Below are 13,363 nucleotides of genomic sequence, written 5' to 3'. Positions count from 1 at the left end.
TATCAAAGCCAATAAGGAACGCGATTACGAAAACGCTGCATCAGGAATTGCGCGAAGGCAAAACCCACTACCAACAAACCAATCGACCAAGCCCACGATTCCCAGTGCATTGGGCGACCGGTCAGCGGAGCGCGAACTGTTTCGATCAGATGATAAAGCGGGTTGTATTCAGCGACCCACGCACGGTTCTTCAGAATTTCCGGCGACCACATAACGGGCGTGAAAAAGAACACGACCTGGACCAGATTCGTGACGATCGGCGGGATGTCGCGAAAGCGCGCGCACAGCACGCCGAGCGTCACACCGACCCATACACCGTGCAACAGCAGCATCGCCAGACCGAACGGCACCAGCAGGAATTCCCAGCCCGGCCATTTGCCGAATGCCAGCAACAACACGACCACCACGGGAAGGCTGTGCAACATGATCACGAAGTTGCGCCAGGCAATCCGGCACACGTGGATCGTCAACGGCAGACGGATCTGCTTGATCAGATAAGCAGATCCGATGAAGGCCGCACACCCTTCATTGGCCACCGAGGCCAGATAGGCCCACACCACGAGCCCGACGGCGAGGTACGGCAGATAGTCGGAGATTTCCTGGTGTAGCAGCGTCGAATACAACGCGCCGAGCACCAGCACCATAATGACGGTGCTCAAGGTAAACCAGAACGGACCGATGACCGAACGACGATACCGTTGCCGGATGTCGTGCCATCCCAGCGTGCCCCAGACCCGCACCGACTTCATCCCGACGATCAGATCGTCGTTCTGAGTATGACGAGTGAGGTCTTCCGTATCATTGACAAAACTAATATCCATCTCAAGTACGTCCGTAAATGTCTTCAAAGCGGACGATGTCATCTTCGCCCAGATATTCGCCGCTCTGCACTTCAATCATCACGAGCTCGACTACGCCCGGATTTTCGAGGCGATGTTTATGACCCGCGGGGATGTAGGTCGACTCATTGGTCGATACGAACAGTTCCTGCTCACCGTTCACGACCTTGGCCATGCCACTGACCACTACCCAATGCTCGTTGCGATGATGATGCATCTGCAAGCTGAGACTCGCGCCCGGCTTGACCTCGATGCGCTTGATCTTGAAACGAGGGCCTTCTTCGAGCACCGAATAAGTCCCCCAGGGCCGGTGCACCGTACGATGCACCTTATACGTTTCGTGACCGCGCGACTTGAGTTCGGCAAAAATCTGCTTCACGTCCTGAGCCCGGTCCTTATCCGCGATAAGCAGCGCGTCCGGCGTATCGATCACGATCAGGTTCTCGACGCCCACCGCGCCAATCAGCCGATCGCCGCCACGCAAATAGCAGTTCTTGACGTCGAGCAGCAGTGCTTCGCCTTCGACACGATTTCCGCTACCGTCCGCCGGCGAGAGATCACTAAGTGCTGTCCACGAACCGACGTCCGTCCAGCCAATGTCGCAACGGACCACCGCGGCATGCTCACACTTCTCCATCACCGCATAGTCGAACGACACCTCCGGCACTGCGCCAAAAGAGCCCGGCTCAAGACGAACCTGTGCACCGTCCTTGCCCTCGGCTGAGGGCGACTTCTCCATGCACTCGACAGCCGCGCTGAGAATCTCAGGACAATGCTGCTGCATTTCCTTCAAAATCGTGCCGGCGGTAAAGCAGAACATGCCCGAGTTCCACACGAACCTGCCCGAGGCCAGGTACTCACGGGCCTTCTCGAGCGACGGTTTCTCGACAAAGCGCACCACCTTGTCGCCATCAGCCTCGATGTAGCCATAACCGGTCTCGGGCGTCTCCGGATGTACGCCAAACGTCACCACCCTGCCCGCCAGCGCCAGCTTCTGCGCAGCCGCCACAGCGACGGCGAACGCCTGCTGGTCGCCAATCAGGTGATCGGCTGCCAGCACCAGCATGACCGTCTTGTCCCCGTGCACTTTCGCCGTATGCAATGCCGCCGTGGCAATCGCGGCAGCCGTGTTGCGACCGAACGGTTCGAGAATGAACGAGGTCGCACAGCCTTTTGTGTTCACCTCGCGGAAATCGTCTTCGGTCTTGAAGAACAGATCGCGGTTCGTTACCGTGAGCACTTCCTTCACGCCCGGCAGCGCAACCGCGCGCAAGAATGCCTTTTGCAGCAGGCTCTCGCCATCCGCGAGGCGGATGAACGGTTTCGGGTGCGACTCGCGCGAGACCGGCCACAGTCTCGAACCCGCCCCGCCACAAAGAATGATCGGTAACAAACTCACAGCGTCCCCTCAGTACCGTATTTATTGCGGAAGTGCCATGACCACGCATAATCAGCACAACCCACAAAATCACTGGGTCGCGCAACCGTCCGTGCGCCCTGAACAGCAACCCGTTTGACCCAGATAACGGAACGGCGCAAGTCTTTCAGACCGAACGATATTCTACCCCTGCCCCCTTTCACTATCGTCAGACAGCCAACCCACCGCGCTCCGTGGCGTAGCTTCGGGCAAGGCGCGTCCTTTGCGTTAAGAACGCGCGGCAGGCGACCGCGGAAAGGCGTCGGTCAGGCACAGCCTCAAGGCATCGCGCCAATGCGGCGCGGCAAGCCCGAACACCTGCGCCAGTTTTTCGTTCGACATCCGTGAATTGGATGGGCGCTTTGCCGGCGTAGGATAGTCGGAAGCCGGAATCGGCAGTGCCTTCGGTTGGTTTGGCAGATCCGCGAGTTCGAAAATGGCCGACGCGAAGCCGTGCCACGAAGTTGCGTCGCCAGCGCACAGGTGATAGATGCCTGAGCGCTCATTCCACCAGGTCGCACTGTCTTCCGCGGCAAAAGCCTGTGCGCTCAGATGCGCCGTCAGCGTCGCGATCGTATTGCTCCAGGTCGGCGCGCCGAACTGGTCGGCAACGACCTTCAACTCGGGCCGATCGGCGCCGAGCCGCAGCATGGTGAGCAAAAAATTCTTGCCGCGGGTGCCGTAGACCCAGCTCGTACGGAGCACCAGATGATTCACGCCGGTTGCAGCGATTGCCTGCTCACCCGCAAGCTTGGTGCGCCCGTACGCATTCTGAGGATCCGTAGGATCGTCTTCGACGTAGGCACCCTCTTTCTCGCCGTTGAACACGTAATCGGTCGAATAGTGAATCAACGCGGCACCGAGCTTTTTCGCCTCTTCGGCCAGCACGCCCGGCGCTTCGCCGTTGATGCGCATGGCGAGATCGAATTCCTCTTCGGCCTTGTCGACCGCGGTGTAGGCCGCAGGGTTGACGATCAGTGCAGGCCGCACGTCTCGAACAACCGCGCGGACCTGATCCAGATTGGATAGATCCAGCGTGGCGCGGTCAACTGCGACCACGTTGCCGAGCCCTTGCAACGTACGCGCGAGCTCGAAGCCAACCTGGCCATTTACACCGGTGACGAGAATCGTCCGCGTGGCATCATGTGCGCTCATGCGGCAACCCCTCACGCGAAGTGTTCAGCATCGGCCAGCCGCTTACCCGCCGCATCCTTGGCAGCCAGCAACGGCTCGAAGTCGATCGGCCATTCAATGCCAATCTCCGGATCGTTCCAGACAATGCTGCGCTCATGCTCAGGGAACCAGTAGTCCGTGGTCTTGTACAGAAACTGCGCAGTCTCGGACAGCACAACGAAACCATGCGCAAAACCCGGAGGCACCCACAACTGCCGGTGATTCTCTTCCGACAGAATCACACCCACCCACTTACCGAAGTTCGGCGAACTCTTGCGGATGTCGACTGCAACGTCAAACACCTCGCCTTCCACGACGCGCACCAGCTTGCCTTGCGCATGCACGATCTGATAATGCAGACCGCGCAGCACACCCCGAGCGGAACGCGAATGATTGTCCTGAACAAACTCGACGCCAGCTTCAACATGTTCGGCGAACTCACGACCATTGAAGCTTTCGTAAAAAAAGCCGCGTGCATCACCGAACACTTTCGGTTCGATGATCTTGACTTCAGGCAGCGCGGTAGCGGTTACTTGGATGGCCATGCAACGTGGTCCGTAAGAAGGTTTTGCAGATACTTGCCGTACGCGTTCTTCGCGAGCGGCTTGGCCAGCGCAAGCAGTTGCTCACCGTCGATCCATTCCTGCCGGTACGCGATCTCTTCCGGACACGCAACCACCAGACCCTGGCGCTTTTGCAGCGTCGCGATGAATGTCGCCGCTTCGATCAGCGAATCGTGCGTGCCCGTGTCGAGCCACGCATAGCCACGCCCCATGATTTCGACATTGAGCGCGGCGTTGGCCAGATAACGCGAATTGACGTCGGTGATTTCGAGCTCGCCACGCGGCGAGGGCTTGATGTCCGCCGCGATATCGCAGACCTGCTTGTCGTAGAAGTACAAGCCGGTAACAGCGTAGTTCGAGCGCGGCTTGACCGGCTTCTCTTCGATCGACAGTGCACGGAACTGCTTGTCGAATTCAACGACACCGTAACGCTCCGGATCGTGCACGTGATACGCGAACACCGTAGCGCCTTCATCTTTCTCGTTAGCGCGTTCCAGCTGCTTCGCGAGATCGTGGCCGTAGAAAATGTTGTCGCCGAGAATCAGCGCCGACGGATCATTGCCCACAAAGTCGCGGCCGATGATGAACGCCTGCGCAAGACCATCCGGCGAAGGCTGCACCGCGTACTGAATATTCATGCCCCACTGGCTGCCGTCGCCGAGCATGGCTTCGAAACGCGGCGTATCTTGCGGCGTGGAGATGATCAGTACGTCACGAATACCCGCCACCATCAACGTGGACAGCGGGTAATAGATCATCGGTTTGTCGTAGACCGGCAGCAACTGCTTCGATACGACGTGCGTAATCGGATACAGGCGCGTGCCCGATCCGCCCGCGAGAATAATGCCTTTGCGCGCCATGCCGTGCCCTTACGCGCGCTGCGCGTAGTTAGTCTCAACCCACTTCCGATACTCACCCGAAGCCACTTCGTCAGACCACACCTGATTGTCCAGATACCATTGAACCGTCTTGGCGAGACCGGTCTCAAACGTCTCCGCCGGCTTCCAGCCGAGTTCGCGCTCGAGCTTGCGGGCGTCGATCGCATAACGACGGTCGTGGCCCGGACGATCCTTCACGTAAGTGATCTGATCGCGGTACGAAGCGCCCGCCTTCGGCCGCAACTGGTCGAGCAGATCGCACAGCGTATGCACGACGTCGAGGTTCTTCTTTTCGTTCCAGCCACCGATGTTGTACGTTTCGCCCGGCGTGCCGCGCGCAAGCACTTCGCGGATCGCGCTGCAATGGTCGCCGACATACAACCAGTCGCGCACATTCTGACCGTCGCCGTACACCGGCAGCGCCTTGCCGCCGAGCGCGTTGGCGATCATGAGCGGAATCAGCTTCTCGGGGAACTGATACGGACCGTAGTTGTTCGAGCAGTTCGTGGTGAGCACCGGCAGACCATACGTGTGATGGTAAGCGCGCACCAGATGGTCGGAACCCGCCTTGGTGGCCGAATAGGGGCTATTCGGCGCGTACGGCGTGGTTTCGGAGAATTGCGGATCGGTAGCGGACAACGAGCCGAACACTTCGTCGGTCGAGACGTGCAGGAAACGGAACGCGGCCTTGTCGGCCTCGCCGAGTGCATTCCAGTACTGACGGGTGGCTTCGAGCAACGTGAAGGTGCCGACCACGTTGGTCTGCACAAAATCCGCCGGGCCGTGGATCGAACGGTCCACATGGCTTTCAGCGGCAAAATGCAGCACGGCACGCGGCTTGTGCTCGGCGAAGAGCGCGTCTAGCGCGGCACGATCGCAGATATCGGCTCGCACAAACACATGCCGGGGATTGGCCTGTTGCGACTTGAGCGTACCCAGATTGCCCGCATAGGTCAGCTTGTCCACATTCAGCACCGCTTCGTCCGACGCACCGAGCCAGTCGAGCACGAAATTGGCGCCGATAAAGCCGGCACCGCCCGTTACCAGAATCATGAAATTCCCTTCTAGATGTTGGTGGCAGATCGGAATCAGCTCGCCGATCTGCCCACCTCGCGTTGTGGTATCCGATTCTTGTCAACGCTCGCCGCCGCCCCTCACACCGCAGGCAGGCGCTCAAACGCCAATCTTATGAAGCCCTGATTATAAAGCCGCCCGGAGCAAAAACTAGAACCCTAACAACTTGAAACAGCTTGACAGGTTTGGTTTCCATTGATTTCCGAGGGGGTGGTTTGACGGCGAGTGCCGCCACCAGCGGGCGTGTGCGCAAGGGGCCCGAACCGGCCCGCTGCCCGGGTGGATAGCCGGGTTACGGCACGGGCGACCTGCATGAGGCACGACGCCGCGCGACGCCGTTGCCGCTTTTGGCCCCAAGCGGGCCGCCACGCATACCTGCTGCGCGAGATAGCGGCAGATGCCCCCCGATACCGCCGGTTGCGCGCGTTAAGCCGCCAACATCCAGCGCAGCGTATCCATGAACGGAATCGACTCGACCGTTGGCACCAGCGAGCGTAGCTTGGCCGGCGACCCGGCCAGCATCTTCACGTCGGTTTGTCGGACGAAAGCGGGATTGATCTGAATCTCGAGTTCGTGCCCGGTCAGTTCTCTTGCCGCCGACAGGATCTCCCGCAGCGTATAGGGCGTGCCGGTACAGACGTTGACCGTTTCAGCAGCGGCCGCCGAATCGAGCAAAGCCTCGTAGGCGCTCGCCACGTAGCGCACGTCCGAGAAATCACGCGCCACGTCGATATTGCCCAATTCGATGGTTGGCTCGCGCCGTGCGAAATGCTCGACGATCTTCGGCACGAGGAAATTCGATGCCTGGCCGCGGCCCGTGTAGTTGAACGGCCGCACGATCAGAATCGGCAACCGGTCGAACCAGGTCCGCACCATCGTTTCCATGGCCGCCTTGCTGGCGGCATAGTGGTTCACCGGCGTGACCGGGAAGGTTTCGTCGATGGCGTCACTGGTGACATTGCCGTAAACATTCGCGCTGCTCGCAATCAACAGCTTGCGCGGCGTATGGCCGACAGCCGCGCAGGCCTCCAGCAGATTCAGCGTGCCAATCACGTTGACGCGGTAGAAGTCGAGCGGGTCGTTATGGCCCACGAAGCTGATCGCCGCCAGATGAACAATGTAGTCGGGCCGCGTCATTTCGATCACACGGCGGCAAGCGTCGGGCGACGTGATGTCGAGCCGCAGCCGCGTCGGCGTTTCCAGCTCGTCGCGGCCGCCCACCGTTTCGATCACGGTATGGCCATGGCCAAGCAGGTTCTCCACCAGATAGCGGCCCGTAAAGCCACTCGCCCCCGTAACGAGGGTGCGAATAGGTTGCGTCGCATGGGCAGACGACATGCTTTCTCCGTTCACGAGGATCTTCCTGTTGTATTGCAATAATGCACGCGCCTTTGGCGGTCGTGCTGGCTAGCGGCCTCTGACGGCGCAATGCCCGATACGCGTGCTTCAAACCGGATATTATGTCACGCTAGCATGTTGCACCGCCCAACGCGGCACGTCTCGTGCGTACCCGCGTGTATCGATTTGCACCGACTCCCCGATGACAGCACCTACAGCCTTCACTTCCCCGACCCAGCCGCGCCCGTTACCGCTTGCCTTCGGCGACCTGCAAGGCTGCCGCACGCCATTCCAGGCGTTACTGGCCAAGGCCGCGCCGCCCGAAGGCACGCCGCTGTGGTTCGCGGGCGACCTGATCAACCGCGGGTCCGAATCGCTCGCCACGCTGCGCGACATCATCGCGCTGGGAGATCGCGCGGTGCCGGTGCTGGGTAACCACGACCTGCATCTGCTGTCGGTATCGGCGGGAATTCGTAAGTCGAAGAAAGGCGACACGATCGACGACATTCTCGCCGCGCCGGATGCGGCCGACCTGCTCGAATGGGTCCGCCACCGCCCGCTCGCGCATTTCGACAACGGCATGCTGATGGTGCATGCAGGTGTACTCCCGCAATGGGACGCCGCCCTGACAATGGAACTCGCCGACGAACTGCAGCGGGCTTTGCGCGCGCCGAACTGGAAGGAAACGCTCGCGGGACTCTACGGCAACGAGCCGAATCGCTGGACGCCCGGCATCAAGGGCATCGACCGGCTGCGCCTGACGTGCAGCGCATTGACGCGCATCCGCTTCTGCAATGCCGAAGGCGCGATGGATTTCAGCAGCAGTGGTGGCCTGAATTCCGCGCCGCCGGGCAGCATGCCGTGGTTCGACGTGCCGTCGCGCAAGACCGCGGACGTCACCATGGTGTTCGGCCATTGGGCCGCGCTCGGCTTGACCTTGCGCGACAACCTGATCGGTCTCGATTCCGGATGCGTATGGGGCGAGAAACTTTCCGCCGTGCGTCTTGCGCAAGATCCTGCGGAGCGCACGCTAACGCAGGTTGACTGCGAAACTTGCCGCGCGCCAGGCGGCGGCAACTAAGCTGCCCCGTTAAGCCGACCGGCCGGACTGATCGACCGGTTCGATCAGCACCGGTGAGGCGTTGGAAGCATCAGACGCGTTCGGCGATGAAATCGACGCCGCAATCGCCGCACCGGACCTCGTCATACCGCCCTGCATCTCCCGCAACGCCGCCGCAATCACCCCTTCTGCCTCCGCCGCCAGCGTGCGCCTATCCGCACCCGGCGCAAGCGGTGCGCCGACATACACGTGTGCGGTCAACGGACCGCCGCGCAGCACCATATTCAGCGAATCAGCCAGCGTCAGATCGTCGATATACGCAGGCGCGGTGGATTGCCGTCCCTGCGCATCTTCATACATGATGCAAAGCGGCTGCACCGGCGCCGAGGCCGACACGGCGGCCTGGAACATATTCGCGTGAAACGGCAGCAGCGCCAGACCGTTCGACGTCGTCCCTTCAGGAAACACGCACATCAGTTCGCCGGCGCTCAGGCGGTCGGACAGTTCATGCATGATCCGCTTTGCGTCGCTCCGCTTCTCGCGCTGGATGAACACTGTGTCCAGTTGCTGCGCCAGCCAACCGACTACCGGCCACTGCCGGATCTCGGCCTTCGACACGAACGGCGTGGGCCGCCACGCATTGATCACGTAGATATCGATCCACGAGATGTGATTGGCGACCACCAGCGCGCCGCGGTCGAGCCGCGCGCTGTCGTTATGCACGACGAGCTGCATGCCGCACAAACGCAGCATTTTCAGCGACCATTCGCGGTTGAGCGTCTGTCGCCCATCCGCGCCGGCCTTGGGGAAGCGTGTCGCGACAATCCACATGCCGTGCAGCAGATGCGCGATGAGACGGGCCTTGCGTAACGCGAGCTTCATAATCGGAGCTTTCCGTAACTGGGCAATGCCGCGGATATTAGCGCTGTTCGAACGCAACGTGACCGGACACGATGGTCGCTCGCACGCGCGCCGGCAGTTCATAGCCGAGGAACGGCGTGTTGTGCCCCTGGCTCTTCAATGCACGCGGCTCGACGCGCCAATACGCGTTGCGGTCGAACACGCAAAGATCGGCGACGGCGCCCACGGCAATGCGTCCGGCCGCCTCAAGCTTCAGCACGTCGGCGGGCGCCGTGGTGATGCGGTTCAGCGCCTTGGCCAACGGCACACGCGCTTCGTCGGCCCATTTGACCGTCAGCGAGAGGAATAGCTCGAGGCCCGTCGCTCCCGGCGTGGCTTCGGCGAACGGCAGGAGCTTTTCGTCGTCGTCGACCGGCGTGTGGTCAGAGCAGATTGCGTCGATCGTCCCGTCGACGAGACCCGCGCGTATCGCTTCGCGATCGCGCTGCTGGCGCAACGGCGGATCGAGCCGGAATTGCGCATCGAAATAGCCGATGTCGAGGTCGATCAGGTGCACGTGGTTCACGGTGACATCGCACGACACCGGCAAGCCCTCGGCTTTGGCCGCGCGCATTAACTCAATGCCCGCCGCCGACGACACATGCGACAGATGCACCCGCGCGCCCGTCACGCGGACCAGTTCGAAGATCGTGTGCAGCGCGATCGTCTCAGCCGACACCGGCACGCCCGAGAGCCCAAGCCGCGACGCCAGCGCACCACTCGCGGCCACACCGCCTTTGCCGAGATACGCATCGACCGGACGCAGCCAAACGGTGTAGTCGTAGGTCTTCGCGTACTGCAACGCCCGCATCAATACCTGCGTGTCAACCACTGGCACGTCGGCCTGCGAAAAACCGATACAGCCCGCTTCGGTCAGCTCGACCATCTCGGTGATGACCTGGCCTTTCAGACCAACAGTCAACGCGCCGAGCGGATACACATGCGCCTGGTTCAGATTGCGCGCGCGGAACTTGAGCATCTCGACGAGGCCCGGTTCATCGAGCGTCGGATCGGTGTCCGGCGGACACACGAGACTCGTCACGCCGCCCGCGAGCGCGGCGGCCATTTCGGATTCGAGCGTCGCCTTGTGTTCGTAGCCCGGCTCGCGCAAGCGCGCGGACAGGTCGACCAGGCCCGGCGCGATATGCAGGCCTTTAGCGTCGATTGTCTTCACCGCGGTGAAATCAGCCGGCGCGCTGCCGATGGCGACGATCTTGCCCGCTGCGATAAAAATGTCCTGCTGCTGTTCGGTGCCCGCTGCCGGATCGATCAGCGTGCCGCCTTGAATATGAATCTTCATGCGCTGCCTTAATGTTTAGCCAAGCGTTCAGCTAAGTTCTGCGTGTCTTGTCGCGTGCGCGGGTGCGTGGGTGCGTGTATTGGTGCGTGCCGCGGCGAGATCAATCGTGATTGCCCGCGACGATCCCCATCACCGCCATGCGCACCGCGATACCGAACGTGACCTGGTTCAGAATCACCGATTGCGGGCCGTCGGCCACCTGCGAATCGATTTCGACGCCACGATTCATCGGGCCCGGGTGCATCACGATCGCATCGGGTTTGGCGAGCGCGAGCCGCTCCGGCGTCAAACCCCAACTCTTGAAGTACTCCTGCGCCGACGGCAGCAGCGCGCCGCTCATCCGCTCGTTTTGCAGGCGCAGCATGATGATCACGTCGACGTCTCTCAGGCCTTCATCGAGGTTATGGAATACGCGCACGCCCATTTGCTCGAGACCGCCCGGCAGCAGTGTGCGCGGACCGATCGCGCGCACTTCCGGCACGCCGAGCGTGGTCAGCGCATGAATGTCCGAACGCGCGACCCGCGAATGCAGAATGTCGCCGACGATCGCCACGCGCAGATTCGTGAAATCCTTCTTGTAGTGGCGGATCGTGTACATGTCGAGCAGACCCTGGGTCGGGTGTGCGTGACGGCCGTCGCCGGCATTGATCACGTGCACGTGCGGCGCGCAGTGCTGTGCGATCAGATACGGTGCGCCGCTCGATGCATGACGCACAACAAACATGTCGGCATGCATCGCCGAAAGATTGTTGATCGTGTCGAGCAGCGACTCACCCTTGCTCGTCGACGAAGCATTGATGTTCAGATTCAGCACGTCCGCCGAAAGACGCGTCGCGGCGATCTCGAAGGTGGTGCGGGTGCGCGTCGAGTTCTCGAAGAACAGGTTGAACACCGACTTGCCGCGCAACAGCGGCACCTTTTTCACTTCGCGATCGGTCACGCTGACGAATTGATCAGCGGTATCGAGAATGTGATTGACGATCGCCTTCGGCAAGCCCTCGATCGACAACAGATGTTTGAGCTCGCCGTTTTTCGTGAGCTGCGGATTGCCCTTCAGGAAGCCATAACGGAAGCGCTCAGTGGCGCTGTCGGCTGGATCCTGGGAGGCCTGGGTGGCGGTGTTCATGGTGTACCTGCTTCAAATACGGGCTTCAACGTGGACGGCGTCGATGCTGGCTGCGTGTGACAGTTCAATCTGCGCGTTCAATGCCGCAGCGCGTGAACCGCTTTGCTGGATATGCGGAGTCGCGCTCAGTCAACGCGTGCTTCAGTGTGAAACGTGAAATGCGGGTTGCCATCGGCCCCGCCTTGTTCGCGGGCAAGAACAAGCGTCGCATCGGGCGGCACATCCACCACGCCGCCGACAAACCGCGCCGCCACCGGCAGCTCGCGTCCGCCACGATCGGCCAACACCGCCAATTCGACCGATGCCGGACGGCCGTAGTCGTACAGCTCGTTCAACGCCGCGCGAATCGTGCGGCCGGTGTACAGCACGTCGTCCACCAGCACGATGCGGCGCTTGTCCACGGAAAACGGCAGTGAGGTTGGGCTCGCCTGCGAGTGCAGGCCTTTTTTCGCGTAGTCGTCGCGATGCAGCGCGACATTCACCACGCCGAAGCTCGGCACCCGCAGGTCGCGCGCGAGGCGCTCGGCAAGCCACGCGCCGCCGCTGTAGATGCCGGCCAGCACGGCGCCTTCGGCATCGTCTTGCCCGGCGCAGAGCTTGTCACCATAAGCGGCACGAATCTGTTCGAGCAAAGCGCTGTAGAGCGCTTCGGCGTCAATGAAACTCATGGTCGTCGGAAAGTCCGTCTAGATATTGCTGGAGGATGATACTGGCGGCCTGGGCGTCGAGCATGTCGGCGCGGCCGTTCCCGGCGCGGATTTCCGCCTTCGCCTCGACCGACGAGTAGCGCTCGTCGACCCATGTCACGGGCAGATTGAAGCGGCCATTCAGCTGATTACCGAAGCGCTTCGCGAGTTGGGTCATTTCGTGCGGCGTGCCGTCGGGATGCATCGGCAAACCGACCACCAGCACATCAGGCTTCCACTCAGCAATCAACTTGCCGACCGCCTCGAAACGGTATTCGCGACTGCGGTTCTGCACGATCACGAGCGGCCGCGCACTGCGGGTAAGCGAATTGCCCACCGCCACGCCAATCCGCTTTTCACCATAGTCGAACGCAAGCAGCGTCGCCTCACGTCCGGCCGACAGGCTCATGCGTGACCTGCTTCGCCCGACAGCATCGACAGTGAAATGCCGAGCAGCGCGAGCGCCGCTTCCAGACGCTCTTCTGCGGGCACGTCGAAAACGATTTTCGGGTCGGCTTCAACGGTGAGCCAGCCGTTCTTCGAAATCTCCTCTTCGAGCTGACCCGCGCCCCAGCCGGCATGACCGAGCGTCAGCAGAAAGCGCTCTGGGCCCGTGCCGCTTGCGACAGCTTCGAGCACGTCTTTCGACGTGGTCATCTCAAGCCCGCCTGGCACGGACATGGACGACGTATAGGCATTGCCGTCTTTCGGATCGTGCAGCACGAAGCCGCGCTCGGTTTGCACCGGGCCGCCGAAATACACGGGCACATGGAGAAGGGGTTCGATCTCGAGCTTGAGATCGATGCGACTGAAGAGCGCTTCCAGATCGATGTCGGTCGGCCGGTTGATCACGAGGCCGAGCGCACCGCGCTCACTGTGATCGCAAAGGTAGACCACTGTTCCTGAAAACGTAGGATCGGCCATGTTCGGCATGGCGATCAGGAACTGGTTGGTCAGATTGATGCGATCAGTACTGTTGGACATAGTTCGGATTTTAGCAAAGACGATG

The 13,363-nt window shown here is 61.3% G+C and carries 14 protein-coding genes; 1 reads left to right on the top strand and 13 read right to left on the bottom strand.

Features of this window, described 5'->3' with window-relative positions; all coding sequences use genetic code 11:
* Positions 1 to 2: 2 nt before the first annotated feature.
* The 7 genes from PQQ52_RS23225 to PQQ52_RS23195 form a co-directional block, all read right to left on the bottom strand.
* Positions 3 to 821, bottom strand: coding sequence for an ABC transporter permease (locus PQQ52_RS23225; RefSeq protein ID WP_408216400.1), 819 nt, complete (start codon positions 819 to 821; stop codon positions 3 to 5).
* Position 822: 1 nt separating this feature from the next.
* Positions 823 to 2,238, bottom strand: coding sequence for a mannose-1-phosphate guanylyltransferase/mannose-6-phosphate isomerase (locus PQQ52_RS23220; RefSeq protein ID WP_408216397.1), 1,416 nt, complete (start codon positions 2,236 to 2,238; stop codon positions 823 to 825).
* Positions 2,239 to 2,484: 246 nt separating this feature from the next.
* Entirely contained in the window at positions 2,485 to 3,411 is a 927-nt protein-coding gene (gene rfbD, locus PQQ52_RS23215; RefSeq protein WP_408216395.1) for a dTDP-4-dehydrorhamnose reductase, read from the bottom strand.
* Between the two features lie 11 nt (positions 3,412 to 3,422).
* Positions 3,423 to 3,974, bottom strand: a complete 552-nt coding sequence (rfbC, locus tag PQQ52_RS23210; RefSeq protein WP_408216392.1) for a dTDP-4-dehydrorhamnose 3,5-epimerase — start codon at positions 3,972 to 3,974, stop codon at positions 3,423 to 3,425.
* Positions 3,959 to 4,852, bottom strand: a complete 894-nt coding sequence (rfbA, locus tag PQQ52_RS23205) for a glucose-1-phosphate thymidylyltransferase RfbA (protein WP_408216390.1) — start codon at positions 4,850 to 4,852, stop codon at positions 3,959 to 3,961. Before rfbA ends, rfbC begins: the two co-directional genes overlap by 16 nt.
* A 9-nt stretch (positions 4,853 to 4,861) precedes the next feature.
* Positions 4,862 to 5,923 carry a dTDP-glucose 4,6-dehydratase gene (rfbB, locus tag PQQ52_RS23200; protein WP_408216387.1) on the bottom strand — a complete coding sequence of 354 codons (1,062 nt, stop codon included), beginning with the start codon at positions 5,921 to 5,923 and terminating at the stop codon, positions 4,862 to 4,864.
* Between the two features lie 447 nt (positions 5,924 to 6,370).
* Entirely contained in the window at positions 6,371 to 7,282 is a 912-nt protein-coding gene (locus PQQ52_RS23195; RefSeq protein WP_408216384.1) for a GDP-mannose 4,6-dehydratase, read from the bottom strand.
* 202 nt (positions 7,283 to 7,484) lie between these two features.
* Here PQQ52_RS23195 and PQQ52_RS23190 point away from each other — a divergent pair, with 202 nt between their 5' ends.
* Positions 7,485 to 8,363 carry a symmetrical bis(5'-nucleosyl)-tetraphosphatase gene (locus tag PQQ52_RS23190; protein WP_408216382.1) on the top strand — a complete coding sequence of 293 codons (879 nt, stop codon included), beginning with the start codon at positions 7,485 to 7,487 and terminating at the stop codon, positions 8,361 to 8,363.
* A gap of 9 nt (positions 8,364 to 8,372) precedes the next feature.
* On the opposite strand, the gene PQQ52_RS23185 is transcribed toward PQQ52_RS23190, so the two are convergent.
* The 6 genes from PQQ52_RS23185 to PQQ52_RS23160 form a co-directional block, all read right to left on the bottom strand.
* Positions 8,373 to 9,224 carry a lysophospholipid acyltransferase family protein gene (locus PQQ52_RS23185; protein ID WP_408216379.1) on the bottom strand — a complete coding sequence of 284 codons (852 nt, stop codon included), beginning with the start codon at positions 9,222 to 9,224 and terminating at the stop codon, positions 8,373 to 8,375.
* Positions 9,225 to 9,261: 37 nt separating this feature from the next.
* Positions 9,262 to 10,542: a dihydroorotase gene (locus tag PQQ52_RS23180; RefSeq protein WP_408216376.1), complete on the bottom strand. Its 1,281-nt coding sequence runs from the start codon at positions 10,540 to 10,542 to the stop codon at positions 9,262 to 9,264.
* Positions 10,543 to 10,642: 100 nt separating this feature from the next.
* Complete coding sequence (locus tag PQQ52_RS23175) at positions 10,643 to 11,668, bottom strand: aspartate carbamoyltransferase catalytic subunit (RefSeq protein WP_408216373.1); 1,026 nt, start codon at positions 11,666 to 11,668, stop codon at positions 10,643 to 10,645.
* A gap of 125 nt (positions 11,669 to 11,793) precedes the next feature.
* Positions 11,794 to 12,336, bottom strand: coding sequence for a bifunctional pyr operon transcriptional regulator/uracil phosphoribosyltransferase PyrR (pyrR, locus tag PQQ52_RS23170; protein ID WP_325045130.1), 543 nt, complete (start codon positions 12,334 to 12,336; stop codon positions 11,794 to 11,796).
* Entirely contained in the window at positions 12,323 to 12,763 is a 441-nt protein-coding gene (ruvX, locus tag PQQ52_RS23165; protein WP_408216370.1) for a Holliday junction resolvase RuvX, read from the bottom strand. The genes pyrR and ruvX overlap by 14 nt, the downstream gene beginning before the upstream one ends.
* On the bottom strand, positions 12,760 to 13,338 hold the full coding sequence (locus tag PQQ52_RS23160) for a YqgE/AlgH family protein (RefSeq protein ID WP_179736473.1): 579 nt from the start codon (positions 13,336 to 13,338) through the stop codon (positions 12,760 to 12,762). The genes ruvX and PQQ52_RS23160 overlap by 4 nt, the downstream gene beginning before the upstream one ends.
* Between the last annotated feature and the right edge of the window lie 25 nt (positions 13,339 to 13,363).

Origin of the sequence: Paraburkholderia sediminicola, from assembly GCF_046030555.1 — a bacterium.
GTDB lineage: Bacteria > Pseudomonadota > Gammaproteobacteria > Burkholderiales > Burkholderiaceae > Paraburkholderia > Paraburkholderia sediminicola_E.
This window is presented reverse-complemented; position numbering and strand designations above follow the sequence as displayed.

Excerpts from the sequence above, each read along its gene's own strand:
- rfbD (WP_408216395.1), bottom strand. The coding sequence starts at position 3,411 with ATGAGCGCACATGATGCCACGCGGACGATTCTCGTCACCGGTGTAAAT.
- rfbC (WP_408216392.1), bottom strand. The coding sequence starts at position 3,974 with ATGGCCATCCAAGTAACCGCTACCGCGCTGCCTGAAGTCAAGATCATC.
- PQQ52_RS23195 (WP_408216384.1), bottom strand. The coding sequence starts at position 7,282 with ATGTCGTCTGCCCATGCGACGCAACCTATTCGCACCCTCGTTACGGGG.
- rfbB (WP_408216387.1), bottom strand. The coding sequence starts at position 5,923 with ATGATTCTGGTAACGGGCGGTGCCGGCTTTATCGGCGCCAATTTCGTG.
- PQQ52_RS23185 (WP_408216379.1), bottom strand. The coding sequence starts at position 9,224 with ATGAAGCTCGCGTTACGCAAGGCCCGTCTCATCGCGCATCTGCTGCAC.
- ruvX (WP_408216370.1), bottom strand. The coding sequence starts at position 12,763 with ATGAGCCTGTCGGCCGGACGTGAGGCGACGCTGCTTGCGTTCGACTAT.
- pyrR (WP_325045130.1), bottom strand. The coding sequence starts at position 12,336 with ATGAGTTTCATTGACGCCGAAGCGCTCTACAGCGCTTTGCTCGAACAG.
- PQQ52_RS23175 (WP_408216373.1), bottom strand. The coding sequence starts at position 11,668 with ATGAACACCGCCACCCAGGCCTCCCAGGATCCAGCCGACAGCGCCACT.
- PQQ52_RS23225 (WP_408216400.1), bottom strand. The coding sequence starts at position 821 with ATGGATATTAGTTTTGTCAATGATACGGAAGACCTCACTCGTCATACT.
- PQQ52_RS23190 (WP_408216382.1), top strand. The coding sequence starts at position 7,485 with ATGACAGCACCTACAGCCTTCACTTCCCCGACCCAGCCGCGCCCGTTA.
- rfbA (WP_408216390.1), bottom strand. The coding sequence starts at position 4,852 with ATGGCGCGCAAAGGCATTATTCTCGCGGGCGGATCGGGCACGCGCCTG.
- PQQ52_RS23180 (WP_408216376.1), bottom strand. The coding sequence starts at position 10,542 with ATGAAGATTCATATTCAAGGCGGCACGCTGATCGATCCGGCAGCGGGC.
- PQQ52_RS23160 (WP_179736473.1), bottom strand. The coding sequence starts at position 13,338 with ATGTCCAACAGTACTGATCGCATCAATCTGACCAACCAGTTCCTGATC.